This window comes from Arthrobacter sp. SLBN-112 (genome assembly GCF_006715225.1).
Taxonomy (GTDB): domain Bacteria; phylum Actinomycetota; class Actinomycetes; order Actinomycetales; family Micrococcaceae; genus Arthrobacter.
The window spans coordinates 4088905-4113745 of the sequence record NZ_VFMU01000001.1 but is presented as its reverse complement, the minus strand read 5'-3'; the positions used below and the strand labels follow the sequence as shown (position 1 = coordinate 4113745).

Genomic DNA, 24841 nt, shown 5'->3' with positions numbered 1-24841 from the left:
GCTGTGATTGGCCGTTGCAGACCGCCTTGGCTAGGCTTGATGTTTTGGCTGGCGGGAATTCTGAGAGGTTCTAGTGTCGATAACGGAAACCCCGAAGGCACCTGCACCAAAGTCCGGTGCCGCGATCAGGAAACGAAAACCAACCTTCCGCCCCGAAGTCCAGGGGCTCCGGGCCCTGGCTGTCCTGATGGTGGTGGCCTACCATGTCTGGCTGGGGCGCGTCTCCGGCGGCGTGGATATCTTCCTGCTGATTTCGGCTTTCCTGCTCACCCTGTCCTTCGTCCGCAAGGCAGAATCGGGCCACCCATTCCGCCTGCTGGCGCACTGGCTGCACCTTTTCAAGCGCCTGCTGCCCGCCGCCGTCGTGGTGATCCTCGGAGTCCTGGCGGGCACCTGGCTGATCCTGCCGCAGGGCCGCTGGCCGCAGGTGCTGGACCAGGCCTGGGCATCGCTGCTGTACCGGCAGAACTGGCTCCTGGCAGACACTGCCGTGGACTACTACGCGCAGGACCATGCGGGAGCCAGCCCGCTGCAGCACTTCTGGTCCCTGTCCATCCAGGGCCAGGTGTTCATCCTGTGGCCGCTGATCTTTGCCGCCACCGCTGCCGTGCTGACCCTGCTGCGCCGGGTTCCCCGCCTGCAGGGGCTCACCTATCGAGGGTTGTTGGCCGTGGTCTTTGGCGCTGTGCTGGTGGTCTCGCTGGCCTACTCCATTGACCAGACCGCCAGCAACCAGGCGTACGCATACTTCGATACCCGCGCCCGGCTCTGGGAGTTTGCGCTGGGATCCTTGCTGGCGTTGGTGCTGCCCTACCTGAAGCCCGGGCGCATAGTGAGGGTGGCGCTGGGCTGGGCCGGACTGGCAGCCATGGTGTCCTGCGGGCTGGTACTGACCGTCGACAGGTCCTTCCCCGGGTACGTGGCGCTGTGGCCCACGCTGGCTGCGGCCGCCATCATCATTGCCGGGCAAACGGGCTGCCGCTTCGGTGTGGACCGGCTCCTCAGCAGCCGTCCCGCCGTCGCCCTGGGTGACAACTCCTACGCCCTGTACCTCTGGCACTGGCCCGTTCTGGTGCTGGCGCTCGCGGCCACCGGCGTGGAGGCGCCCAACCTCAAGCAGGGATTGGGCATCGTCGGCGCCTCCATCGTGCTCGCTGTCCTCACGACCCGCTTTGTTGAAAAGCCGCTGCGCGACTGGCACTGGCCCAAGCTCCGCGCCTGGCGGACCGCCGTCGTCATTGTTGCCTGCGGCGCACTGCTGGCCGGACCCGTAGCCGTCTGGCAGACGTCGCTCACCGCGGAGGAAAGCGCGACGGCGGCCCAGCCCCGTGAGCTCACGCCCGGGGCCCGTGCGCTCACCCCGGAGAACGAAAGCACGCCCGCGCCCAGGGCTCGAACCATCCCCGGGCCCACCGCCCTGAACAATGACTGGGCCGGCATCGACTCGCCCTGCACCGGTGCCAATGCCACCAGCGACCCCATCCTGGAGGGGTGCCGGCAGGAGCTTCCGGAGGAACCGGCCACCAGGCGCATCGTGGTGCTGGGGGACTCCCATGCCCAGCAGTACCTGGCCGCGCTGGCTCCAGTGGCGGCCGCGCGTGGCTGGGAACTGGTGACCCTGCTGATGCCCGCGTGCCGGTTCGGCGCCGAATCGGAGACCAGGAATGCCGAATGCAACGCCTACAACAAGTCCAGCTCCGCCTACGTGCTGGAACACCGCCCGGATGCGGTGTTCACCGTGGCGTCGCTGACCCATGAGGATACCCCGTTCGAAACCGAAGTGCCCGGATACCTGGACGGCGTGAAGCCGTTCGCTGACGCGGGAATCGAGATCGTGGGCATCCGCGACAATCCGCGGTTCACCTTCAACATGCCCCAGTGCGCCCAGCGGAACGGTGCCGACGCGCCTGCCTGCAACCCGCCGCTGGCCGAATCGCTGGTGGAGCCGTCGCCGTTGGAGAATTACCGGGGCAAGCTGCCGGGGCTGCACCTGATGGACATGAGCGACTTCATCTGTGCCCGGGGCGTCTGCCCTGCCGTGGTGGGAAACGTGTACGTCTACAAGGACGACAACCACCTCACCAGGACTTATGTGGAGACCATGATCCCCATGTTCGAGCAACGGCTGCTGGCTGCGACCGGCTGGAACTGAGAGCTCCTGCCGGTGTGGCCGTGCCGTTGCTCACATTGGCGGCGTGGAATAGGGGGATCGGCGCCGAGGTTCTAATATTTACTCAACACTTTCTGCCCCCGGAACCCCGTCCTGCACGGTGCTTCCGCAGGATCGTCTGCACAGGCCAGTTCCGTAATAACGGGCTGGTCATCGGCTGCAACCCCTACCCGTGACCCAGCAACCAAGGTAAGAGGCGCACTCATGACCGAGCCCCAACACGACCCCTTTGGCTTTATCGGCCTGACTTACGACGATGTCCTGCTCCTGCCGGGCCACACCGACGTCATCCCGTCGGAGGCGGACACCTCCTCGCGGATCTCCAAGCGGATCACCGTGCAGACCCCGCTGCTTTCCGCCGCCATGGATACCGTCACCGAATCCCGCATGGCCATCGCCATGGCACGGCAGGGCGGCCTGGGCGTGGTGCACCGCAACCTGTCCATCGCCGACCAGGCCGACCAGGTTGACCGCGTCAAGCGGAGCGAATCCGGGATGATCACCAACCCGCTGACCATTCGCCCCGAAGCCACGCTGCGTGAACTTGATGATCTCTGCGCCCACTACCGCGTTTCCGGCCTGCCCGTGGTGGACGAGGACAACCGCCTCCTGGGCATCGTCACCAACCGCGACACCCGCTTCGTCCCCGAATCGGACTTCCCGCTGCGGCTTGTCAGCGACGTCATGACCAAGATGCCCCTGGTTACGGGGCACGTGGGGATCAGCCGTGAGGAAGCCTCGCACAAGCTGGCAACCAACAAGATCGAGAAGCTCCCGCTGGTGGACGACCAGGGCCGGCTCAAGGGCCTGATCACCACCAAGGACTTCACCAAGGCCGAGCAGTACCCGCTGGCCACCAAGGACGACGAAGGCCGCCTCCGCGTGGGTGCCGCCATCGGATTCTTCGGTGACGGTTGGGAGCGGGCCATGGCACTGGTGGACGCCGGCGTCGACGCACTGTTCGTGGACACCGCCAACGGCCACTCCCAGGGAGTGCTGGACATGATCCGCCGGCTGAAGTCGGACCCCGTCGCCGCGCACGTGGACATTATCGGCGGCCAGGCCGCCACCCGCGAAGGCGCCCAGGCACTGATCGACGCCGGTGCCGACGGCATCAAGGTGGGCGTGGGTCCCGGATCCATCTGCACCACCCGCGTAGTGGCCGGCGTGGGCGTCCCGCAGATCACCGCCATCTACGAATCCGCCAAGGCTGCCATCCCGGCCGGCGTGCCGCTGATCGCCGACGGCGGCCTGCAGTACTCGGGCGACATCGGCAAGGCGCTGGTGGCCGGAGCCGACACCGTCATGCTGGGCTCGCTCCTGGCCGGCTGCGACGAGTCCCCGGGCGAGCTGATCTTCGTCAACGGCAAGCAGTTCAAGTCCTACCGCGGCATGGGCTCCCTGGGCGCCATGCAGTCGCGCGGCAAGAACACGTCCTACTCGAAGGACCGCTACTTCCAGGCCGACGTGTCCGGCGACGACAAGCTGATCCCCGAAGGCATCGAAGGCCGCGTGGCTTACCGCGGCCCCCTTTCCTCCGTGGCCTACCAGCTGGTGGGCGGCCTGCGCCAGACCATGTTCTACACCGGCGCGCCGACAATCCCCGAACTGAAGGCCCGCGGCAAGTTTGTCCGGATTACTTCTGCCGGGCTGAAGGAATCGCACCCGCACGACATCCAGATGACCGTGGAGGCGCCGAACTACGGTTCCCGCTAGACGCAGAAGTACCCAAAGGAGGCAAGGTTTCGACCTTGCCTCCTTTGTTTTCCCTCCGCCGTCTTCCCTTGGAGTGCATCCTCGGCATCGAATGTCAGTGCCTCGTTGGATGATGTTCTTATGGAAATCGGCGCAGGCACGGCAGCAGTGATGGAGGGTGTTCATGCCTCCGTTGCCGCCCTCGATGCGCTGGACCGTGAGGACTCTTACCTGGCCGCCGGGGCAGGTGTTGGTACTGACGTGGACGTTTTGCGGCAGCGATACGAGATCCGGCTGGAACGGCTGGAAGTCTCGTCCCGTTTGAGGGCGCAGCTGGCCGCCGTGGAAGCCCAGGACGCGGCGGAGTGCGTTGGGTTCCAGCAGGCACTGCTTGCCCCGGACGCCCCGGTGCACGAACGCACGTACGTGGAGATGTCAGCGGTGGAGGAAATCGCCGGGGTCCTGACGATCAGTTTCGGCGCTGCCGGGGCGTTCGTGGAGCAGTCCCGGCGGGTGTGCGGCCTCCCGCCACTCCTGGGCGCCTTGTCCGCCGGAGACCTCTCCTGGCAGCACGCCAAAATCATTGCCGACGAAACCGAAGGCCTCACCCCCGACGGCGCCGCCGCGTTAATAGCCCACTTCTTCGACCCTGATGCCCCCAACCCGGCCCGCGGCGCCGCACCCGGGGAACTCGTTCCCTCCCGGTTCCGCGCCAAGGTCCGTAACTGGCGGGAACGCCACCACCCCGAAACCCTGGAGAAGCGCCACGCCAAAGGCGTCGCGGACCGGCGGATGGAATACACCCCGGACCGCGACGGCATGGCCTGGATCTCGCTCTGCCTTCCCGGCGACACCGCCTGCGCCATCTGGAACCGCACCACCGCCACCGCCCGCGGCCTCCAAGGCCCCGATGAGTCCCGCACCATCACCCAACTCCGCCCCGACATCGCAGCATCCCTGCTCCTCGGCGCAGGCAGCGCCACCGAGGCAGGCCCCATGGAGATAGGCAATGTCCCCACGCCGCGTGCGGACGTGCTGGTCATGGTCCCTGTGTGCTCCCTGCTCGGCCTCACCGACGAACCCGCAGAACTGGACGGTTATGGGCCCATTCCGGCATCCATGGCCCGCCGGCTCATCGCGGACGGCGCGGAGTCGTTTTATCGGGTCCTGGTCGACCCCCGCGACGGGGTCCCGTTGGAGATCGGCCGCACCCGCTACCGGCTCACCGAAACCCTCAAACAATGGATCCGCATGCGGGACGGAAAATGCACGTTCCCCGGTTGCAGCAACCGCACCCCGGACAATGAGACCGACCACCTCACCGCCTGGGACCACGGCGGTAGAACAGATGTCCGGAACCTGGCGCAGCTCTGCCCAAGGCACCACCGGCTCAAGCACGCCCGGCCATGGATCCCGGAGCCCGCGACGGAAAACTGCTCTCCGGGCTGGACCTCACCCACCGGCCGCCACTACAAACCCGAACACCCCGACCCCGAACCACCCCACTGGCCGCTGGGACTTTTCCCGATGCCCGCTGTAACCCATTGCGTCGACGCCCGCCCCGAAGACCTCCCACCGTGGGAACCGGACGACGACCAACTCATTGACCTGAACGACCTCTCACCCGAGGACCCCGTGTGGGCGGAGTTCTTCACCAAACCGTTCGTGCTGTCCGTCTAACCCGTGCCTCCCGTCCGTCGGAGGATCGTTCGGCGCTGCCCTTTTAGCCCTGGGCCAGCACTAGGCTGATTCCATGTCCCAACCGCGCCATCCGGCGGAACTCACCCCCAAACGCGACCCGCAAAAGCGGCTGGCCCTTCGCCCCTATGCCCGCGCCGTAGCCCAAGTGCTGCGGGTTAGTTTCCGCGCCTCACCCGGCGCTGTGGTCATGAAGGTGCTCGGCTCGCTGATCTCGGCCGTGCTGCCGTTGGTCACCACATTCTTCGCGTCGCTCACCACCACGGCCCTGGCAGCGGCGTACGCCGGTGACGCCGGCGCAGGGCAGCTCGCAGTTGTCTACGTCATCATCACCGCCGCGCTGGGCCTTTTCTGGGGTGCCTTCAACAGCGTGGACCGGTATATCCAGCAGCTGATGAGCTTCAAGGTGGGCGCCATCGTGGGCGACCAAATGTACGAACGCTTCCTTGCCCTGGAATTCTGGCGCTACGACGACAAGGAAACCGTTGACCTCTACGACCGTGCCAAGCGGTTTTCCGATTCATACGCCCGCGTTCTGGACCGGATCGCCGCAATCTTCACCCAGCTGGTCTCGGTCATCCTGGCCATCGGGGCCCTGTTGCTGGTCAGCTGGTGGATCGCCGTCATCGTCCTCGTGGCCATCGTGCCCAGCGTGTACCTTCAGTTCAAGCTGTCCAGGGAGCAGATTGCGCACTGGAACACGCAGGTGGACTCCCGGCGGCAGCGCCGGATGATCGAACAGAACCTGCTACGCCCGCAGCACATTGCCGAGATGCGGCTCTACGGCATTGTCGCCTTCCTCATGGACCTCCGCGCCCGGCTCCGGGATGCGGACGAGCGGCGCCGGCTCGACTACCAGCGGCGCTACATCCCCAGGCAACTGGCCGCGGACGCGCTCCAGTACGGTGCGGAGGTGGTCTCCCTGATCTGGGTGGTGGGGCAGATCATCGCGCGCGCCCAGCCCGTCGGCCAGTTCCTGTACGTGCAGCAGATCGTCAGCCGCGCCCTGTCCACGGCCAACAACCTGGTGTCCTCCCTGAGCTCCATCGACGAGGACCTGGCCAACCTGAAGGACTACGAGCTGTTCATGGCGATGCCCGTGCACTCCGAACACGCCCCGCCACTGCTGGAAGCGCCGAAGGAAGTCGAGCTGAAGGACATCCGCTTCACGTACACGGGAAGCGACATCGAGGTGATCCGGGGAATCAGCATGACCATCCGCCAAGGCCAGCACATCGCCATCGTGGGGGAGAACGGCGCCGGCAAGTCCACGCTGATCCGCATCCTCGCCGGCCTTTACCGTCCAGACTCCGGCCAGGTGCTGCTCGACGGCGTTGACCTGGCCGCCGTCGACGTCACCTCATGGCACCGGCACCTTGCTGTGCTGAGCCAGGAGTTCCTCAAGTACGAGTTCGCCACGGCAGCGGAAAACATCTACTTCGGCGATGTGGACAGCCCGCGCGACGATGGCCGGATCCGCCGCGCCGCCGCCGACGCCGAGGCCCTGGACTTCATCAACAAACTGCCGAACGGCCTGGACAACCACGTCAGCAACTGGATGGAGGACCCCCGCGGCCGCAAGGGCAGCGGCCTTTCCGGCGGCCAGTGGCAGCGCCTGGCAATGGCACGGAATTTTTACCGCGACGCGTCCTTCATGGTGATGGACGAACCCACGTCGGCCATCGATGCACTCGCCGAGCACCGGATCTTCACCCGGCTCTTCGCAGACCGCAGCAGCACCATCATCGCCATCAGCCACCGGCTGGCCACCATCGAGAAGGCCGATACCGTGTACATGCTCGAGGATGGGCAGATCGTGGAGCAGGGTACGCACAAAGAGCTGGTGGCGCTGCGAGGCAGGTACTTCAGGATGTTCGAGTCCCAGCTCACGGTGGAAGAGCCGACCGGACTTTAAGCCTCCATCACAGTGGTGCGTACCCGCGCCACACTGGGCCGCGGTGGGACGCTGCTGAAGCCGAAGGTGACGGCGGGACGGATAAGACCAAGCGCTCCTGCATCGGCGCCTTCCCACGTGACGGCTGCGGAGGTCACGTGGTGCAGGTCCGTCACCCCGTAATACTCGGCCCTGCCGCTGCCCGCCGTGCCGTAGGTGCGGGCGCCGGGAGCTGCGAGGGCAGCCAGCGGACTGACCGCTGACAGCCACCGCGGATGGACTGCAAGTCGCCGGGGCACCGCCCGCAGCGCCGAACCAAGGTACGTCCTCGCTCCGGTGACTGCCCGGATCACCAGCGGGCCGGCGTCGACCGCCAGCGTGCCATCAACCAGCCTGGCACCGACGTCCACAACCTGCACCTCATCGAAGCTGTAGGTCGCAGCGATGAATTCCGCCACCTCGGGGGACGGCGCCAGCAGCAGCCGGTGTCCGGAAGGCTGCTGCACCATGACGTCCGCGAAGGCTCCGAAAGGGGACTCCTGCCACATGCCAACCACCGCGCGCAGTCCGGAGGCCGTGCCAATGCCGGCGATGTGCCCGTCGAAGATCCAGTGCGCCATCAGAGTGGACCGTAGGCGGCGTTGCCGTACGGATCGCGCCAGACGGCCAGGTCCTCCTCGACTGCCCTCCGAAGCCTCGGGTTGGTTTTCACCCGCAGGCGGAACGACTGCCGGGCCCGGCCCATGACCGTGGACGGGACTATGATGCACGCGACCAGGAGGGCCAGCGTGAGTACGTAGATGCCCACCAGCGTTACGGCCGTGGTGCCGCCCTTCGCCGCGGCAGAGGGCAGGGTCGGAAAAATGAAGGCGCCGATAATGGCCGCCAGAAACGACACCATGGCGATGCCGCCGCGGGCGGATCCGGGGCCACGGGTGATCAGGACCTTGTCGGTCCGGGGCAGGGCGGATCGGACCCGTTTCCACCCGAAGATGCCCAACAGCATCAGGACGGCCCCCAGCGGGACCAGGACGAGCGCTGCGGGCGGGTTCCCCGACATGACGGAGAAGAAGGCGCCTGCCAGGGCCAGGACCGGTCCGCCGGCGATCGCGCCGCTCCAACCGGCCGCCAAGGTGCCCTGGGCATCGGCCAGTTGGCGCAGCCGGGACGGGGCGTCCGGTGGGCTGACCCGGGCCAGTTCGGGGGAGAGCCAATGGTCGAGAGGATGCACGGGCACGCCGGCGGGGAAAGGAACGTGCTGTGTCATGCCGTTTCCAGCAGGCCTGGACCGGGGAGCGTCACGGACGTGGACCGTGACCGCAACTGTTCAATGACGGCACCAGAAAGGCCAGGGGCCATGGTCAGTTCTCCTTGGAATGGGCAGGGGAGCGGTCACCGAAGTTCCGTGTCCCCAGATTACTGGCCTCTTCGGGTCGCTGTCATGGGCACGGCTGCCCATGTGGCTTGCTGATGCTGGGATAACCTAGAGCAGTGACTTATGAGATCGAGATCGGCCGTGGCAAGCGTGGGCGTCGTGCCTACTCCCTGGATGACATTGCAATCGTCCCCAACCGTCGCACCCGCGACCCCAAGGACGTCTCCGTCTCCTGGCAGATCGACGCGTACCAGTTCGACATGCCGGTGATCGCGGCCCCGATGGACTCCGCCATGTCCCCGGCGACCGCCATCACCCTGGGCAAGCTCGGCGGCCTGGGTGTCCTCGACCTCGAAGGCCTCTGGACCCGCTACGAGGACCCGCAGGCCATCCTCGACGAGATCGCGGCGCTCCAGGACGAGACCAACAGTCCCGCCGTCACCGGCCGGATGCAGGAGCTGTACAAGGCCCCCATCCAGCCCGAACTCATCACGTCCCGCCTGGCCGAGATCCGGGAGGCCGGTGTCACCGTCGCCGGTTCGCTGACCCCGCAGCGCACCCAGGAGCACTACAAGACCGTGGTGGCTGCCGGCGTCGACATCTTCGTCATCCGCGGCACCACCGTGTCCGCCGAGCACGTCTCCAAGGACCACGAACCGCTGAACCTCAAGCAGTTCATCTACGAACTCGACGTCCCCGTCATCGTCGGCGGCGCGGCGGGTTATACCCCGGCTCTGCACCTCATGCGCACCGGCGCGGCAGGCGTGCTGGTGGGCTTCGGCGGCGGCGCAACCACCACCACCCGCCGCGCCCTGGGCATCCACTCGCCCATGGCGTCCGCTATTTCCGACGTCGCTGCCGCCCGCCGCGATTACATGGACGAGTCCGGCGGCCGCTACGTGCACGTCATTGCCGACGGCGGCATGGGCACCTCGGGTGACATCGTCAAGGCAATTGCCATGGGCGCCGACGCCGTCATGCTGGGCAGCGCACTGGCCCGCGCCGAAGAGGCGCCGGGCAAGGGCTGGCACTGGGGCCAGGAAGCGCACCACCTGGAACTGCCGCGCGGCGACCGCGCCAACGTCGGCACCGTGGGCCCGCTGGAGGAGGTCCTCTTCGGACCCGGCCACCACACCAACGGCACGTCCAACCTTATTGGCGCGCTGCGGCGCTCCATGGCGACCACCGGCTATTCGGACCTGAAGGAATTCCAGCGGGTCGACGTCGTCGTGTCGCCTTACGCAGGCAACTGACACGCAGGGCAGGGCGGCACCTCCCGCCCTGCCCAAAGCACGCCGCCAGCAAGTAGTGTGGGTTTACTACCGGCACTAGCGGCACTGGAGGCGTTCGATGAAGAGTGTTCCTGCAAACGGCGGGGTCCTTGGCCCCGAAGCCAGGGAAGCATCCATCCAGCGGTTGCGCGCCACCACCGAACCCGGCCAGGAACTGGACATCCTGATTGTCGGCGGCGGCATCGTGGGCGCGGGAGCCGCACTGGACGCGGTGACCCGGGGCTTGAGCGTCGGCATCGTCGAGGCAAGCGACTGGGCCGCCGGCACGTCGTCGCGGTCTTCGAAACTCATCCACGGCGGCCTGCGCTACCTGGAGATGCTCGACTTCGCCCTGGTCAAGGAGGCCCTGCAGGAACGCGGGCTGCTGCTCTCCGAACTCGCCCCGCACCTGGCCCGGCCGGTGCCCTTCCTGTATCCACTGACCAAGCCGTTCATAGAGCGGCCCTACGTCGGGGCGGGCATCGCCCTGTATGACGCCATGTCCATCTCCAGCGGACACAGCCGCGGTGTCCCGTTCCACAAACACCTGAGCAAGCGCGGCACCCTGCGCGCCGCCCCCAGCCTGAAAAATGACGCTTTCGTCGGCTCCATCCGGTACTACGACGGCCAGGTGGATGATGCGAAATACGTCGCAAACCTGGTCCGGACCGCCGCCTACTATGGGGCCCACGCCGTGAACCAGATGGCCGTGGTGGACTTCCTGCGGGAGGGTGAGCGGGTGGTGGGAGCCAAGGTGGAAAACCGTGAGGACGGGACGCAGTTCGGCATCCGCGCCAAGCAGGTCATCAACGCCACCGGGGTCTGGACCGATGAAACCCAGGCCATGGTGACCGACCGGGGCCAGTTGAAGGTCCGGGCGTCCAAAGGCATCCACCTGGTGGTTCCGCGCGACCGCTTCCAGTCCACTGTGGGCCTGATCCTGCGCACGGAGAAGTCGGTGCTTTTCGTCATCCCGTGGGGACGGCACTGGATCATTGGCACCACCGACACCGACTGGCACCTGGACAAGGCGCACCCGGCTGCATCGAGCAAGGACATCGACTACGTCCTGGAGCACGTCAACCAGGTGCTGAAACGCCCGCTGACCAGGGAGGATGTGGAAGGCGTGTATGCGGGGCTCCGGCCTCTGCTTGCAGGTGAAAACGACTCCACGGCCAAGCTGTCCCGCGAGCACGTGGTGGCGCACCCGGTCCCCGGCCTGGTGGTGGTGGCCGGCGGCAAGTGGACCACCTACCGGGTCATGGCCAAGGACGCCGTGGACGAGGCAACGCGGACCATGGACGAACGGGTCCCGCCGAGCTGCACGGAAACCATCCCGCTGCTGGGCGCCAGCGGCTTCCGGGCCGCGTGGAACCGCCGGAACCGCACTGCTGAGGAATCCGGAGTCCACGTGGCAAGAATCGAGCATCTGCTCAACAGGTACGGATCGATGACGCCCGAGGTGCTGGCCATCATCGGGCAGGACCCGGAACTGGCCGAGCCGCTCCCGGGAGCCGACGACTACCTGCAGGCTGAGGCCGTCTACGCCGCAAGCCATGAAGGTGCCCGCCACGTCCAGGACGTCCTGACCCGGCGGACGCGCATTTCCATCGAGGCCTGGGACCGCGGCGTGTCCGCTGCCCCCGTTGTCGCTAAACTGATGGGTGACGTCCTTGGCTGGAGTGACGCGCAGCGTGAAAACGAGATCCGCCACTACATTGCCCGCGTGGAAGCCGAACGGCTCAGCCAGCAACAGCCGGACGACGAATCCGCAGACGCCGCCCGCCTGGGCGCGGAAGATATCGTGCCCTTGCGCTGAGGGGCCCGTTCGCCCTGCACCGCTGACTGAAGGGATACGCCTTGGCGGAACCACTGGACCCGTACGACGCCCACCTCACCACTGCCGACATGGTGATCCTGGAAATGGAAGCGAAGGACAAGACTGACGCCACCAACCAGTTGGCGGAACGGCTGCACGCTGCCGGGCGGATCTCGGATCTTGACGGATTCCTGAAGAACGTCAATGCCCGGGAGCACCAGCTGGCCACAGGGCTCCCGGGCGGCATCGGGCTCCCGCACGCGCGCAGCGAATTCGTCTCCCAAACCTCCATCGCGGTGGGCATCGCCAAGTACGGCCATGCCCTGGACTTCGGCGCCGCGGACGGGCCCGCCACGGTCATCCTGCTGATAGCCACCCCCGCCAGTTCCTTCTCGGACCACCTCGAAGTGCTGGCCACCCTGGCACGGTCGCTGTCCAAGGAGTCCTTCCGGGAGTCGCTGCGGCGGGCGTATGACGCCGAAGTGATCGCCGAACTCATCAACTCCAGCCTGGTGTTCTTCGACCACTAGGCCCGCCCGGACCACCAGGCCCGCACGTCCGCCCTTTCCAGGTTCGGGCGTCGCCGGCGTTTAGTTGTTCTACAAGAGTACGAAGTACGGTTAAGACGTGTGGAAAACAGCCCTCAAGCCCCGATGGATCGCAGGCTTTATCTTCGCGATCGCGCTCTCCGGGGTCTTCGTGCTGCTCAGCCAGTGGCAGTTCGGCCGCTCCACCCAACCCGAAGTACCCGTCAATCCGGCCACCGAACAGGTCCAGCCGCTGACAAGCACACTCCAGCCAGGTGAGTTCTTCCACGGCAGCGTCGCGGACCAGATGGTCACTGCGCAGGGAACATACAGCGCTGACAAGCAGGTCCTGGTTCCGGGCCGGCTCCACGACGGAAAGAGCGGCTACTGGGTGGTATCGGCCTTCGCCGTCAACGGTGCCCCCACCCTGACCGGAGCCGCGGCAACACCGCAAACCTGGATCCCCGTGGCACGGGGGTGGGTGGCGGAACCCCAGGACGCGGCAGCACCGCCGTCGGGCCTTGTTGAACTGACCGGACGCCTGCTGCCGTCCGAGGCGCCGGTGGCGGGGAAAGCACCGAAGCCGGGGGAGGCCTCGGCCGTTTCCGTGGCTGAGCTCATCAATTACTGGGAAGTGAGCAGCTATCCGGGCTTCGTGTCGGCCACCGCAGAGGTGGTGGGCGGCCAGGACGTCAGTGCCGCCGCCGTCCCAGGGAACCTGCTGCCGCTGGACATCGGCCCCCAGCCGCCGGCACAGCACATTAACTGGCTCAACCTCTTCTACTCCATCGAGTGGGTGGTCTTCGCCGGCTTTGCCCTCTTCATCTGGTGGCGACTGGTCAAGGATGACTACCACCGGGACCTCGAGGAGGCCCTCGATGACGCCGAAGATGAAGATACCGACGGCGACGGGCGGCACGAACCGCACCAGCCAGCACACCAGCAGCCTGACCAGCACCAGCAGAAGGTACAGCCATGATTGATCCGAAACCGGCCACCCCGTCAGCACAGGCCCCCGGCGGCAAGGCCGGCAAGAAGCGCCGCTTTGGCGGTACTGAGGCCCAGATCCGGTCGGCCCTGAAGTTCTACAAGGTCATGGCCTACCTCACTGGCACCATGCTGCTCCTGCTCTGCGCTGAACTTGTGGCCCGGTACGGCTTTGGGCAGTACCTGTTCGCCGGCGGCACCAACGCGGTGACCGGGCAGCCGTTCGGCTTCGGGTTCGCCGACGCGGAGCCGCCAGGAGTGCTCAACGGCGTCAACATCTCTGTCACGGTCCTGATCGTGCACGGCTGGATGTACGTCGTGTACCTGATCTCCAACTTCCGGTTGTGGTCCCTGATGCGCTGGCCTTTCCTGAAGCTGGTCCTGCTGGCCCTTGGCGGGGTGGTGCCGTTCCTGTCCTTCATTGTCGAAAAGAAGTTCCACGCCGAGGTGGAGGCCGAACTGGCCGCCAACCCCCAGGCGCCGCAGCGCTACTAGCCGCCTTGGTGCCGGGTCCCGCGCGCGGTGGCCGTCCGCCGTCGTACGTCTGCTCCGTCACAGCGCGGCCTCTCAAGGTGCGCCGGTGCAAGGGCGCCAAGTAGGCTATTACGGTGACTACTCCCACTGCATCCCAGACTTCCCAGAAGCCGGTGCTGGTTGTTGATTACGGTGCCCAGTACGCGCAGCTGATTGCCCGCCGCGTCCGGGAAGCAAATGTGTATTCGGAAGTGGTTCCGCATACCTACTCCACCGAGCAGCTCCTGGCCAAGAACCCCGCCGCCATCATCCTTTCCGGGGGGCCCTCGAGCGTTTATGCCGACGGCGCCCCGAGCGTGGGTGCGGACCTCTTCGAAGCCGGCGTCCCCGTCTTTGGCATCTGCTACGGGTTCCAGGCCATGGCCAATGCCCTGGGCGGCAAGGTGGACAAGACCGGACTCCGGGAGTACGGATCCACGGAGACCACCATCCTTGGCGACGGGCGTTCGGTGCTCGAGGGCATGCCCCAGCACCAAAAGACCTGGATGAGCCACGGCGACTCCGTCCACGAAGCACCTGCCGGGTTCGACGTCCTGGCTACTACGGCCGGCGCCGAAGTCGCTGCGTTCGCCAATGAGGAGAAGGGCCTCTTCGGTGTGCAGTGGCACCCCGAGGTCAAGCACTCCGACTACGGCCAGCAGGTGCTGGAGAACTTCCTCTTCAAGGGCGCCAAGCTCGAGCCCAACTGGACCACCGGCAACATCCTCGAAGAGCAGGTGGAGCGCATCCGCCAGCAAATCGGGGACGCGCGGGTCATCTGTGGCCTCTCCGGCGGCGTTGACTCCGCAGTGGCCGCAGCCCTGGTTCAGCGCGCCGTGGGTGACCAGCTGACCTGTGTGTTCGTGGACCACGGCCTGCTGCGCGAAGGCGAAGCCGAACAGGTGGAGCGCGACTTCGTGGCCGCCACCGGCGTGAAGCTGTACGTGGCCAACGAACAGGAACGCTTCCTCTCGGCCCTGGCCGGTGTCAGCGATCCGGAAACCAAGCGCAAGATCATCGGCCGCGAGTTCATCCGCGCCTTCGAAGAAGCCGAACTTGCCATCATCGCCGAGGCAGCTGCCCATGGCGAAAAGATCAAGTTCCTGGTCCAGGGCACCCTGTACCCCGACGTCGTCGAGTCCGGCGGCGGCGAAGGTGCCGCGAACATCAAGAGCCACCACAATGTTGGTGGCCTCCCCGAGGACCTGCAGTTCGAACTCGTTGAACCGCTGCGGGCCCTGTTCAAGGACGAGGTCCGCGCCGTGGGCGCCCAGCTGGGCCTCCCGCAGGAGATCGTTGGCCGCCAGCCGTTCCCCGGCCCCGGCCTGGGCATCCGGATTGTCGGCGAGGTGACCAAGGAGCGGCTGGACCTGCTGCGCAAGGCAGACGCCATCGCACGTGCCGAACTCACCGCAGCCGGCCTGGACAACGAAGTCTGGCAGATGCCGGTCGTCCTGCTGGCGGACGTCCGCAGCGTGGGCGTCATGGGCGACGGCCGCACCTACGGTCACCCCATCGTGCTCCGTCCCGTCTCCTCCGAGGACGCCATGACAGCGGACTGGTCACGGCTGCCCTACGACCTCCTGGCCCGGATCTCCAGCCGGATCACTAACGAGGTGGACGGCGTTAACCGCGTGGTGCTTGACGTCACCAGCAAGCCGCCGGGAACCATCGAATGGGAATAGCATCCTAAGTGGCCGGCCTCCGACAGCGGGGGCCGGCCACTGCTTTTCCCGGATGAATCCCGGCAATTTCCCGTGCTCCAGTGTTGCGGTCTCTCAAGTCCGGCGCCGGACCGGCTACTCTCGAATCTATGCCGGTATGGTCCAGGACGTCACGTGCAAACGCAGAAAAGAAGGCAGAAGTGTCAGTTGGTCAAGGCCACCCGGAAGGCTCGGAAGAGCTTCGTAAATGGCTGTCCGGGCTTAAACCCGTCACCGGTGCGGACACGATGCTGCGCTTCACCAAGACGCCCGAAGGCTCCATCGACCTGACATCGGCGCACCCTTCCGGGCTCGCCCAGCTCATGGCCGGGCGCCGCACACGCCTGTCCACGCTGATCCGTGACAGGCAGCAATATGTGGTGGCCGCCCGGGCTTCGCGCAACATCCGGTCCAAGATCTTCGAGCTCGCCAACGACCGCGGCATTGATGCCGGATACCTGTCCGCGGGCACCGTGGTGTGGACATCGGCTGTCGGCGGCAAACCCCAGCGGGTGTCCGCCCCGGTCATGTTGACCGCCATCTCCCTCACGGTGCGGCCGGGGGAGGACGACTTCGAACTGCAGCTCACCGAGCAGGCGCACATCAACCCCGCCCTGGTGCGGCACCTGAAGAACATCCACGGGATCGTCTTCGACGTCAACGCCGTCACCCGCCTCGCCTACAGCACCGCCCGGTTCGACCCCCAGCCTGTCCTCGACCGGCTGGCCACCCTGATCCGGCCCATCCACGGAGCGGAAACCCAGCACAACCTGCTCGTTTCCACCTTCGCCGACCTCTCCGGCAACCTCGACGACCCCTGGATCAACGACTCCCACCCCGTCGTGTCCGCGCTGGCCACTGCCGCGGGCGGTGAAGTGGTGGACGTCAACGAGCCCGACCCGTCCCGCTTCCCCCACCTGGACAACAGGGATCCCAAGGACGAGCTGCTGCTGCTGGATGCGGACACAGACCAGCAGTACGTCATTGACGCGGCCCGGGCCGGGGATTCCCTGGTTGTCAGCAGCCCGCCCGGCACCGGCCAGACGCAGACGGCCATCAACACCATCGGTGCCCTGGTGGACGCCGGCAAGACAGTGCTGGTGGTGGGCGACCGCCGAGCCAGCCTCAATGAGGTCTCCGGGCACCTCGAGTCGCTGGGGCTGGAGTCCATCCTGTTCCAGCTCACCGGAAACGTCACCGCGCAGCAGCTGAAGGGCCAGTTGTTCCGGGCCATCGTGCGCAACGAAAAGTCACTGGAACCGCAGCTCGGGAACCTCCATAACACCCTGGTCGAACACCGGCACGCGCTCATGGACCATGTGGCGTCGCTCCACAACGTCCGCGAGCGTTGGGGCTGCTCGCCCTACCAGGCCATGCAGTCACTGGCCGAGCTCACCTCCATCCATCCTGCGCCGGCCACTACCGTCAGGCTCAAGCGCAGCGTGCTGGACAGCATCCGGGACCGCGAGGAACTGGCCGGCAGGCTCAAGCGCGCTGCGGAACTGGGCAGCTTCAGCAAAGCGGCCACCACCAGCCCCTGGCACGGAGCCCGGCTGTTGACCCGCAAGGAAACCGAGGAAGCCCAGGACCTGGTCCGCTCCGTCGCCAAGAGTTTGCCCCTCCTGAGGGACCGCATGGACGCCGTCGCGGAGCACGCCGAAATCCGCCTGGGCGAATCGTTCGCGGAGTGGGGCGAGCAACTGGAACTGCTGGTCGCCGTCCGTGGAAGCCTGGACAAGTTCACCCCGGACATCTTCGACCGGCCCGTGACGGACCTGATTTCCGCCACGGCGCCGTCTGCCTGGCGGCGTGAGCGCGGCATCGAGCTCACGGCCATGCAGCGCTCCAGGCTGCGCCGGGTAGCCAAGGAATACGTCCGCCCGGGTGTTCACATCGCAGACCTGCACTCATCCCTGGTGCTGGTCCAGGAACAGCGTGCCCTGTGGGCGGGCTACGCCACCACCCAGCGGCACCCCGCCGTTCCCTCCGGCCTGGCCGAAATGAACGCCATGTACCGGTCCCTGGACCAGGAGCTGGCACAGCTGGGCGAGGCGCTGCAGCACACGGAGGACGGCGGGTCGTTGTCCACCGTTCCCTACGCGCAGCTGATGGAACGCCTGGAGCGCCTGGTGGCGGACACGGATACGCTCAAGACCCTGCCCGAACGCACACTCCTCATCGAGAACATGCGCGAACACGGCCTGGGCGAACTCCTTGCTGATCTCGCCGAACGGGAAGTCCCCGAGGGGTCTGTCGCGGCCGAACTGGAGCTTGCCTGGTGGCAGTCCGCCCTTGAGGCAATGATCAGCGGTGACGACTACCTGGCCATGTCCGACGGCGACGCCCTGCGCCAGCTTGAAGCGGAGTACCGGCTGGCGGACAACGCGCACATCGCCAGCGGTGCCGCCCGCCTGCGGTGGGACCTGGCCGAGCGGTGGCGGACAGCCATCGCCGCCCAGCCGCGCCAGGCAGATCTGCTGCGCAGCCTGCTCAAGGACGGACGGGTGTCCCTGCCGGCCCTGACCGCGCAAGCTCCGGACCTGATCGGCACCCTGGTCCCGGTATGGTCTGTCAGCCCGTATCTGATGACGGGCCTGCTTCCGGCTGAACAGCACTTTGACGCCGTCGTGATCCTCGATGCCGAAGCCACGTCCCTGCAGGCGGTCCTGCCGTCGATCGCCCGCGCGCGGCAGGTCATTGCCTTCGGCGATTCGCGCATTGCCACGCCGCGGACCTTCACCGTTGGGGTGGAGCGGCTGGCGCCGGGAGAGTCCGCACACCAGCGCGTGGAAAGTGCCTTCACCGCACTCTCCGCCGTGCTTCCGGTCTGGCGGCTCAACGTGGTGTACCGGGCGGTGGATGAGGACCTGGTCCTCCAGTTGAGCAAGAACTTTTACGACGGCGGCCTGCGCCGGCTGCCCGAAGGCCAGTCGGCCACGGGGCTGGACCGGTCTCTGCTGGTGGAATACCTGCCCGACGGCACCGGCCTTCCCAGCGCCGACCACGAGGGTGTCGAGTCCGTGGTGGCCGAAGTCAACCGCGTGGTGGAACTGGTCTTCGAACATGCCCGCCTCCGTCCGCGAACGTCGCTGGCCGTGGTCACCGCAAGCCTCCGGCACGCCGCCAGGATTGGTGAATCCATCAGGCTCCAGCTGTCTAACCAGCCGGGCCTGGCCGGTTTCTTCGGTGCCGGCCCGGAGTCCTTCCGGGTAGTGGACCTGGAACGCGCGCAGGGACTGGTCCGCGACCACGTCATTTTCTCGCCGGGATTCGGGCGGACCCCGCACGGCCGGGCACTGCACAACTTCGGGCCACTGTCCGCCGAGGGCGGCCGGGAGAAATTTGCCCTGGCGATGACCCGGGCGCGGCGTTCCATGCACGTCCTCACCTGCTTCCGGCCCGAGGACCTGGACCACACCCGGCTCACCCACGGGGCGGTGGACCTCTACACGCTGCTGAACCGGGAAATATCCGGCAACACCGATCTGGGCACTCCCGCATCCCGTGCCGCCGCCAGTGAACAGGCGCTGGGAGCGGATCCGCTGGTGGCCGATCTGGGGGACAGGCTGCGTGCCCGTGGCGCCAGGGTCTGGCACCAGTACGACGGCGCCATTGACGTGGTTGCCGCGGCGGACCCCCTGAACACCATGGGACAGGACGATCCCGACCTCCCGCGGCCCGTGGCCATTGAGTCCGACGGCACGGCGCAGTACCGCACCATGAGCGTGCGTGAGCGCAGCAGGCTGCGGCCACAACTGCTCGAACGCCTGGGATGGCGATACATGCCGCTGTGGACCATCGAGGTCTTCACCGACCCCTCCTCCTGCGCCGACCGCATTGCCGGGTACCTTGGCCTTGAGAAGATGGTGCTCCCGGGACGGAGTCCGTCGTCCACCGGATTCCTGGACGACGACTTCAACCACGCGCTCCATGGAATCGACGGGACGCACTCTCCCGGCCTCTCCTACCTGCCATCCGAGGCCGGCGCAAGCCGAAACAGCGATGGCGGAAACCGCCGGCAGGAAGAGGGCAGCCAAGGCAGGCGGGCCCAGGATCCGGGGGAAACGCGAGCGATGACAACAGAAGACAGGCCTGAGGACGAGAGGCCCGAGGAAGATATGCGCCAAAACGAAAACGACCAGGCCGGGAACAACGACCAGGCCGGGAACAACGACCAGGCCGGGACCGACAGCCAGGACAAGACCGGGACAGGAGCGGGAGCTGCCGTTCCCGCTGATCCCGCCGCCGCCAGGGCAGCATCGGGTGGTACCGGGGAGGTTCTTCCCAGCAAGGCGGCGGAGGACGACGCCCGCAGCTGGGGTGACCGGGAGGACGACCACGACACCTGGCTGAAGGAACAGAAGCCGCCGCACTGGGGCTGACCATTCCGGCCACGCCCTGGATCAGGGCTGTCCCACCAGCACGAAGAACAGCCTGCCTTGGGTGGAGGCCCCGGCCAGGCGTGATGACTGTTCCGCTGTGGCTGCCACCACGATCAGTCCATCCGTCTCCGTGGTGCCCAGCCATTGTCCGGTCTGGCCGCCCTTGTTCGAAGTCCACAGCACGGGGACGGCCGACGCCAGCACCTCGGAGGGGCCCTGCTGGTCGAACCCGTTGGCCGAGGTCAGCACCACGTTGACCAACTGGCCGGGGGAAACCAGCTGGATGGAGGAGGCATCCGCCATGCGGAGGGGAACCGCGGCCGAACCGGGCGGCGTCCCTGCCAGGAGCCCGGGGCCCAGCAGCTGGGCATCGGTGATGAGCTGCCCCTTCCGGAGCGGAGCCGCGAGCTGCTTGCCCGTGGCTGCGGCGCCGTCCCGGAGGAAGCCATCGGCCACCATTCCGGGTGGCACCTGGACGCGGTCCAGATCAGCTGCTGTTACAGCGGTTCCGGCGGCCAGGTCCCGGGCAGCGGCCAGCGCAGTCACGGCGGGGAGCGGGGCAGGGGTGAGCTGCTGGACGGCGATTGCTGCAGCTGCGCATAAAAGCAGTGCCGCCGCGAGGCGTCGGTTGCGGCTTAGCCAGCCGGCAAACCGGGAATGCAGGGGGCGGTTTCCGGGTCGGCGGCCGATGCGCTGTGCGCTGCCGGCACTGCGGACGTTCCCGGGAAACCGGAGGCCGTCACGGCGACGGCGGGGGAGTATGGGCATACGCCCACGCTAATTGCTGCCGCCGCGGCAGGGGAGCCGGGACGGCTGCTATGTGGACAACGGCGGGCGGACGCTGCTTGAACCCGCTTTGGGAAGCGGCCCGCCGCCGTCGTAAAGACCTTGTTGGCTTAGCTGGCGGCAGCAGCTGCCGGCGCCGAAGCGGCGGGGGCGGCAGCAGGCGCTGCCGGAGCCGCGGCCGGTGCGGGAGAAACCGAGCTGCCCTTGGAATCGCGCGAGTCGGTGCGGTAGAAGCCCGAGCCCTTGAAGACGACGCCTACGCTGTTGAACTTCTTGCGCAGCGTGCCCTGGCATTCAGGGCAGGACGTCAGGCTGCTGTCCGAGAACGACTGGACAATGTCGAAGGCGTGGCCGCAATCCTTGCAGGCGTAAGCATATGTTGGCACTGGTGCTCCTCCTCTTGGGCAAACGAGAGGTCCCGTGCTGCCGTGGGTAAACCGTTAGCAGTCGCAGGGCCTGAGTGCTAATTCTATCACTGAGTCAGGATGGCCCGGGCTTAGGCGCTGCCCGCCAAAGGCCGGTAACCGGAGGGAGCCAGGACGGCCGGGACCGGCCGGTCGAACTCCTCGGCCGGAATCCGGCCGGCGGGCAGCAGTTCATCGTCGTAGATAACAGCGGCCAGTGGAATTTCCTTCCCCGCCGTGGCAAGGTGCCCCAGGAATTTGTCGTAGTACCCGCCGCCCTGGCCGATCCTGTTGCCGGCGAGGTCCACGGCGGTGGCAGGGATGAAAAGCATTCTTGCACTGCCTGCTGTGTCCGGCCCGTGCCGCTGCCCTGCGGGTTCCAGGATTGGTGCGTATTTGCTGCGTTCGAAGCCGGTGTCCGGCGTCCAAAACACCCAGCTCAATTCCCGGCCGGGCTCGCACACGGGAAGCAGCACCCGGTGCCCGCTGTGGTGCAGGGCGTTAATCAGGGGCAGGGTGGGTGGTTCATGTCCCACGCCCAGGTACACGCAGGCGATCCCGGGGCTATCCCCAGCGACTGTCCTTGCCCATGCTTTCCCATGGGCGGCCAGCGCCGCCCCGGCCGCTTCCAGCTGCGCCTGCGTAAGGGCTGCCCGCCGCCGCCGATGCTCCGCCCTGATACGGTCCTTGACCACGTCGGTCTCCTGCAGCATGGTGTCCTTCCTGCATTGCCCGGTGTTCCGGGGACTTTTCAAGCCCCGCATGCGGGCCTGCCGCGCCGGTGGTTACTGAAATGCTTGACTGACGTTAGATTAGTCCGGTGAACACCAGTAACCCCAGAGTCCGCAAAGCCGTCATTCCCGCCGCGGGCCTGGGCACCAGGTTCCTGCCTGCCACCAAAGCCATGCCCAAGGAAATGCTTCCCGTCGTTGACAAGCCTGCCATCCAGTATGTGGTGGAGGAAGCCGTCCACGTGGGCCTTCATGACGTTCTGATGATTACGGGCCGGAACAAGCGGGCCCTGGAAGACCACTTTGACCGCGTTCCGTCCCTCGAGTCCACCCTCCAGGACAAAGGGGACACGGAAAAGCTTGCTGCCATCCAGGCCGCCAGCCAGCTTGGCGACATCCACTACGTCCGGCAAGGCGACCCCCACGGTCTTGGCCATGCGGTGCTCCGCGCAAAACAGCACGTGGGTGACGAAGCCTTCGCCGTCCTGCTGGGCGATGACCTGATTGACGCCCGCGACGAACTGCTCAGCACCATGATCGACGTGCAGGCGAAAACGGGAGGGTCCGTCGTCGCCCTCATCGAAGTGGAACCCTCGCAGATCAGCGCCTACGGCTGCGCTGACATCCAGGAAATCGACGGCGAAGACTACGTCCGCGTCAACCGCCTGGTGGAGAAGCCCTCACCGGAGGAAGCGCCGTCCAATCTTGCCCTGATTGGGCGCTACGTCCTGCACCCCGCCGTGTTCGAGGTCCTTGAACACACAGCGGCGGGGCGGGGCGGGGAGATCCAGCTGACGGATGCCCTCCAGGAACTTGCCTCCGGTGACGGCGCCGGGCATGGGGTGTACGGGGTCGTGTTCCGGGGACGGCGCTACGATACCGGCGACAAACTCAGCTACCTCAAGGCCTGCATACAGCTCGCCATCGACAGCGACGACCTTGGCCCGGGCCTGCGGGAATGGCTGCCAGGTTTCACCGCGGACCTTTCCCGGTAGCGCCATGCGCAGTGGTCCCATCTGGCCGGTCACGCTGGAGTGCGGTGATCTGGTCCTGCGGCCAATCAGGTACCGCGACAAACAGGAATGGATGGAGGTGCGCTCGCGGAACAGTAAGTGGCTGCAGCCTTGGGAGGCCTCCAACCCCGATCCGTCCGGCGGGCTGCCCGACTACCGGCATATGGTCCGGTCCCTCAAAGTGCAGGCCGCCCAGGCCACGGCGCTGCCCTTCCTCATAACCGAGTGGAGGCCGGGCCTCAGGAGCCCTGCCATTGTGGGCCAGCTGACGGTGTCCTCGATTGTCTGGGGTTCGGCCATGATGGCAACCCTTGGGTACTGGGTTGACCAGGCGCGGGCGGGCCGGGGGATAGCCCCAACGTCCGTGGCGCTGGTAACCGACCACTGCTTCCGTGCCCTTGGCCTGCACCGGATGGAAATCAACATCCGGCCTGAAAACGGACCCAGCCTGCGGGTGGTGGAGAAGCTGGGGTTCCGGGACGAAGGATACCGGCCCCGTTTCCTGCACATCAACGGCCACTGGGCAGACCACCGATCGTTCGCGCTCACCGCCGAAGAAGTCCCGGAGGGCCTGCTGGGTCCCTGGCTGGCCTCGCGCCGGTCATAAATCCAACGGTTTGCCGGTGGCGGGACGACACACCGCCGGTAATGCGGCCTGAGCAGGCATGATGCTCATACGGTTTTGAGTGTGGACTTCCCCCTTAGCAGCTCAGTGATCCTTGTGGTTGCCGTCGCGCTCTGGATTGTTTGGGTTGCCCCTTACGTCCTCCGGAACCGCAGGCACCAGTTCCAGCCCGCCGGCGAATTCCGGGCAGACGCCCCCGCCGATGAGGGGCGGGAACCGCCCACCGGCCTGGTCTTGAACGTCGCCGCCCAGCAGGAGAAAGCCATGGAAACCAGGAAGAGCCCGGCATCCGGTGCCGGCACTGCCAGCACCACACCTCCGGCACAGTTCCGCATCCGCTATGGGCGGACCGCGTTGGCCCTTGTGGGGCTGCTCTCCCTGGTCACTGCGTTCATCTCAGGTGTCCTGGCAGCGTTCGGCATTGGTACGGCTGCCCTTCCGCTCCTGTGCACGGTGCTGACCGTTGGTTCTGTGGCGTTGCTGCGTTTCCTCGCCGTCCGGGACCGTAAAGCAAAAGTCGATGCGGCGTTCCGCTCCGCCATGAGTGCGCCTGCACGCCGTCCGGAGACGGGTGAAGCGATTCCGCCGAAGCCTGAGGCTGCGCCGGCCAGGCCGGAGAGCCCGCTTTTCGACGCCGAGGCAGGCGAGGCCAAAATCAAGCGGCTGACGGCTGTTGAGCTCCGTGAAGCGGCCCTCGCCGTCGCTGTGGCTGCCGGTGACACCAGTGCTGCACAGGCGGCTCCGGCCACTCCGGCGGGAACCCCCTGGGAGCCCGTGGATGTCCCCAAGCCTGTCTACGTGGAGGCCGCCAAAGCGAAGCGCCCTGAGCCCCAGCCGCTGGAACTTCCTGACGCGCCCAAGGCGGTTGGCAAGCCGTCCCTGAAGAAGGGGGCTGCCGGGGTCCAGGCAGCAGAGGCCGCGGAAGCGCAGCAGCTGGGCGACCAGCAGCTGGCTAAGGCCCAGAGCGCGCTGAGCAACCTCGACGACGTTCTTCAGCGCCGCCGCGCATAGAGGCCCGACGGCGGCCCGCATCTTCCCGCGGCTGGCCAGTGTGTCAATTGGCATTGGGCCGGGAAAATTTGTAGCCTAGGGACACCGGTTCAGCACCTTCCTGGGCATTATCCAGGTTGCGGCCGCTTCCGGGGCTATAGCTCAGTTGGTAGAGCGCTTCGTTCGCATCGAAGAGGTCAGGAGTTCGAATCTCCTTAGCTCCACCCACAGGACCCCCGTTAATACGGGGGTTTTTTC

The 24841-nt window shown here is 66.6% G+C and carries 19 protein-coding genes and 1 tRNA gene; 15 read left to right on the top strand and 5 right to left on the bottom strand.

Annotation, left to right across the window (positions count from 1 at the left end; translation table 11 throughout):
• The first annotated feature begins 79 nt into the window (after positions 1 to 79).
• The 4 genes from FBY33_RS18865 (at position 80) to FBY33_RS18850 (ending at position 7478) form a co-directional block, all read left to right on the top strand.
• Positions 80 to 2152: an acyltransferase family protein gene (locus tag FBY33_RS18865; protein WP_442858354.1), complete on the top strand. Its 2073-nt coding sequence runs from the start codon at positions 80 to 82 to the stop codon at positions 2150 to 2152.
• Positions 2153 to 2374: 222 nt separating this feature from the next.
• Positions 2375 to 3886, top strand: coding sequence for an IMP dehydrogenase (gene guaB, locus FBY33_RS18860; protein ID WP_142031899.1), 1512 nt, complete (start codon positions 2375 to 2377; stop codon positions 3884 to 3886).
• A gap of 120 nt (positions 3887 to 4006) precedes the next feature.
• Positions 4007 to 5545, top strand: coding sequence for an HNH endonuclease signature motif containing protein (locus FBY33_RS18855; RefSeq protein ID WP_142031897.1), 1539 nt, complete (start codon positions 4007 to 4009; stop codon positions 5543 to 5545).
• Positions 5546 to 5618: 73 nt separating this feature from the next.
• Positions 5619 to 7478 (top strand): ABC transporter ATP-binding protein, encoded by a 1860-nt coding sequence (locus FBY33_RS18850; RefSeq protein ID WP_142031896.1) that lies wholly within the window; start codon positions 5619 to 5621, stop codon positions 7476 to 7478.
• On the opposite strand, the gene FBY33_RS18845 is transcribed toward FBY33_RS18850, so the two are convergent.
• Positions 7475 to 8080 carry a hypothetical protein gene (locus FBY33_RS18845; protein WP_142033041.1) on the bottom strand — a complete coding sequence of 202 codons (606 nt, stop codon included), beginning with the start codon at positions 8078 to 8080 and terminating at the stop codon, positions 7475 to 7477. The genes FBY33_RS18850 and FBY33_RS18845 overlap by 4 nt on opposite strands.
• Positions 8077 to 8724, bottom strand: a complete 648-nt coding sequence (locus FBY33_RS18840; protein ID WP_142031894.1) for a hypothetical protein — start codon at positions 8722 to 8724, stop codon at positions 8077 to 8079. Before FBY33_RS18840 ends, FBY33_RS18845 begins: the two co-directional genes overlap by 4 nt.
• Before the next feature lie 224 nt (positions 8725 to 8948).
• Here FBY33_RS18840 and FBY33_RS18835 point away from each other — a divergent pair, with 224 nt between their 5' ends.
• From FBY33_RS18835 to FBY33_RS18805, 7 genes are all read left to right on the top strand, one after another.
• Positions 8949 to 10085, top strand: coding sequence for a GuaB3 family IMP dehydrogenase-related protein (locus FBY33_RS18835; protein WP_142031892.1), 1137 nt, complete (start codon positions 8949 to 8951; stop codon positions 10083 to 10085).
• A gap of 97 nt (positions 10086 to 10182) precedes the next feature.
• The gene (locus FBY33_RS18830) at positions 10183 to 11922 is read left to right on the top strand and encodes a glycerol-3-phosphate dehydrogenase/oxidase (protein ID WP_142031891.1); all 1740 of its coding nucleotides are present in this window, start codon (positions 10183 to 10185) and stop codon (positions 11920 to 11922) included.
• 41 nt (positions 11923 to 11963) lie between these two features.
• A complete protein-coding gene (locus tag FBY33_RS18825; protein WP_018769223.1) occupies positions 11964 to 12452 on the top strand; it encodes a PTS sugar transporter subunit IIA in 489 nt (162 codons plus the stop codon).
• A 97-nt stretch (positions 12453 to 12549) separates the two neighbouring features.
• The gene (locus FBY33_RS18820) at positions 12550 to 13428 is read left to right on the top strand and encodes an SURF1 family protein (protein ID WP_142031889.1); all 879 of its coding nucleotides are present in this window, start codon (positions 12550 to 12552) and stop codon (positions 13426 to 13428) included.
• Positions 13425 to 13931 (top strand): DUF3817 domain-containing protein, encoded by a 507-nt coding sequence (locus FBY33_RS18815; RefSeq protein WP_142031888.1) that lies wholly within the window; start codon positions 13425 to 13427, stop codon positions 13929 to 13931. The genes FBY33_RS18820 and FBY33_RS18815 overlap by 4 nt, the downstream gene beginning before the upstream one ends.
• A 113-nt stretch (positions 13932 to 14044) precedes the next feature.
• Positions 14045 to 15634 carry a glutamine-hydrolyzing GMP synthase gene (gene guaA, locus FBY33_RS18810; RefSeq protein ID WP_142031885.1) on the top strand — a complete coding sequence of 530 codons (1590 nt, stop codon included), beginning with the start codon at positions 14045 to 14047 and terminating at the stop codon, positions 15632 to 15634.
• A gap of 128 nt (positions 15635 to 15762) precedes the next feature.
• Positions 15763 to 20034 carry a DUF4011 domain-containing protein gene (locus FBY33_RS18805; RefSeq protein WP_142031883.1) on the top strand — a complete coding sequence of 1424 codons (4272 nt, stop codon included), beginning with the start codon at positions 15763 to 15765 and terminating at the stop codon, positions 20032 to 20034.
• Positions 20035 to 20055: 21 nt separating this feature from the next.
• Here FBY33_RS18805 and FBY33_RS18800 read toward each other — a convergent pair whose 3' ends face one another.
• The 3 genes from FBY33_RS18800 to FBY33_RS18790 form a co-directional block, all read right to left on the bottom strand.
• The gene (locus tag FBY33_RS18800; protein ID WP_200831423.1) at positions 20056 to 20802 is read right to left on the bottom strand and encodes an RcpC/CpaB family pilus assembly protein; all 747 of its coding nucleotides are present in this window, start codon (positions 20800 to 20802) and stop codon (positions 20056 to 20058) included.
• Between the two features lie 128 nt (positions 20803 to 20930).
• Positions 20931 to 21206: an FmdB family zinc ribbon protein gene (locus FBY33_RS18795; protein WP_056334497.1), complete on the bottom strand. Its 276-nt coding sequence runs from the start codon at positions 21204 to 21206 to the stop codon at positions 20931 to 20933.
• 110 nt (positions 21207 to 21316) lie between these two features.
• Positions 21317 to 21937: a 5-formyltetrahydrofolate cyclo-ligase gene (locus tag FBY33_RS18790; RefSeq protein ID WP_142031881.1), complete on the bottom strand. Its 621-nt coding sequence runs from the start codon at positions 21935 to 21937 to the stop codon at positions 21317 to 21319.
• A gap of 107 nt (positions 21938 to 22044) precedes the next feature.
• Between FBY33_RS18790 and galU the strand changes: the two genes are divergently transcribed.
• The 4 genes from galU to FBY33_RS18770 all read left to right on the top strand — a co-directional run bounded on the left by galU (position 22045) and on the right by FBY33_RS18770 (position 24807).
• Entirely contained in the window at positions 22045 to 22950 is a 906-nt protein-coding gene (gene galU / locus FBY33_RS18785) for a UTP--glucose-1-phosphate uridylyltransferase GalU (RefSeq protein WP_142031879.1), read from the top strand.
• A 4-nt stretch (positions 22951 to 22954) separates the two neighbouring features.
• Complete coding sequence (locus FBY33_RS18780; protein WP_142031877.1) at positions 22955 to 23575, top strand: GNAT family N-acetyltransferase; 621 nt, start codon at positions 22955 to 22957, stop codon at positions 23573 to 23575.
• A 105-nt stretch (positions 23576 to 23680) separates the two neighbouring features.
• A complete protein-coding gene (locus FBY33_RS18775; RefSeq protein ID WP_142033037.1) occupies positions 23681 to 24604 on the top strand; it encodes a hypothetical protein in 924 nt (307 codons plus the stop codon).
• A gap of 130 nt (positions 24605 to 24734) precedes the next feature.
• Positions 24735 to 24807: transfer RNA gene (locus tag FBY33_RS18770), tRNA-Ala, on the top strand.
• Positions 24808 to 24841 lie beyond the last annotated feature (34 nt).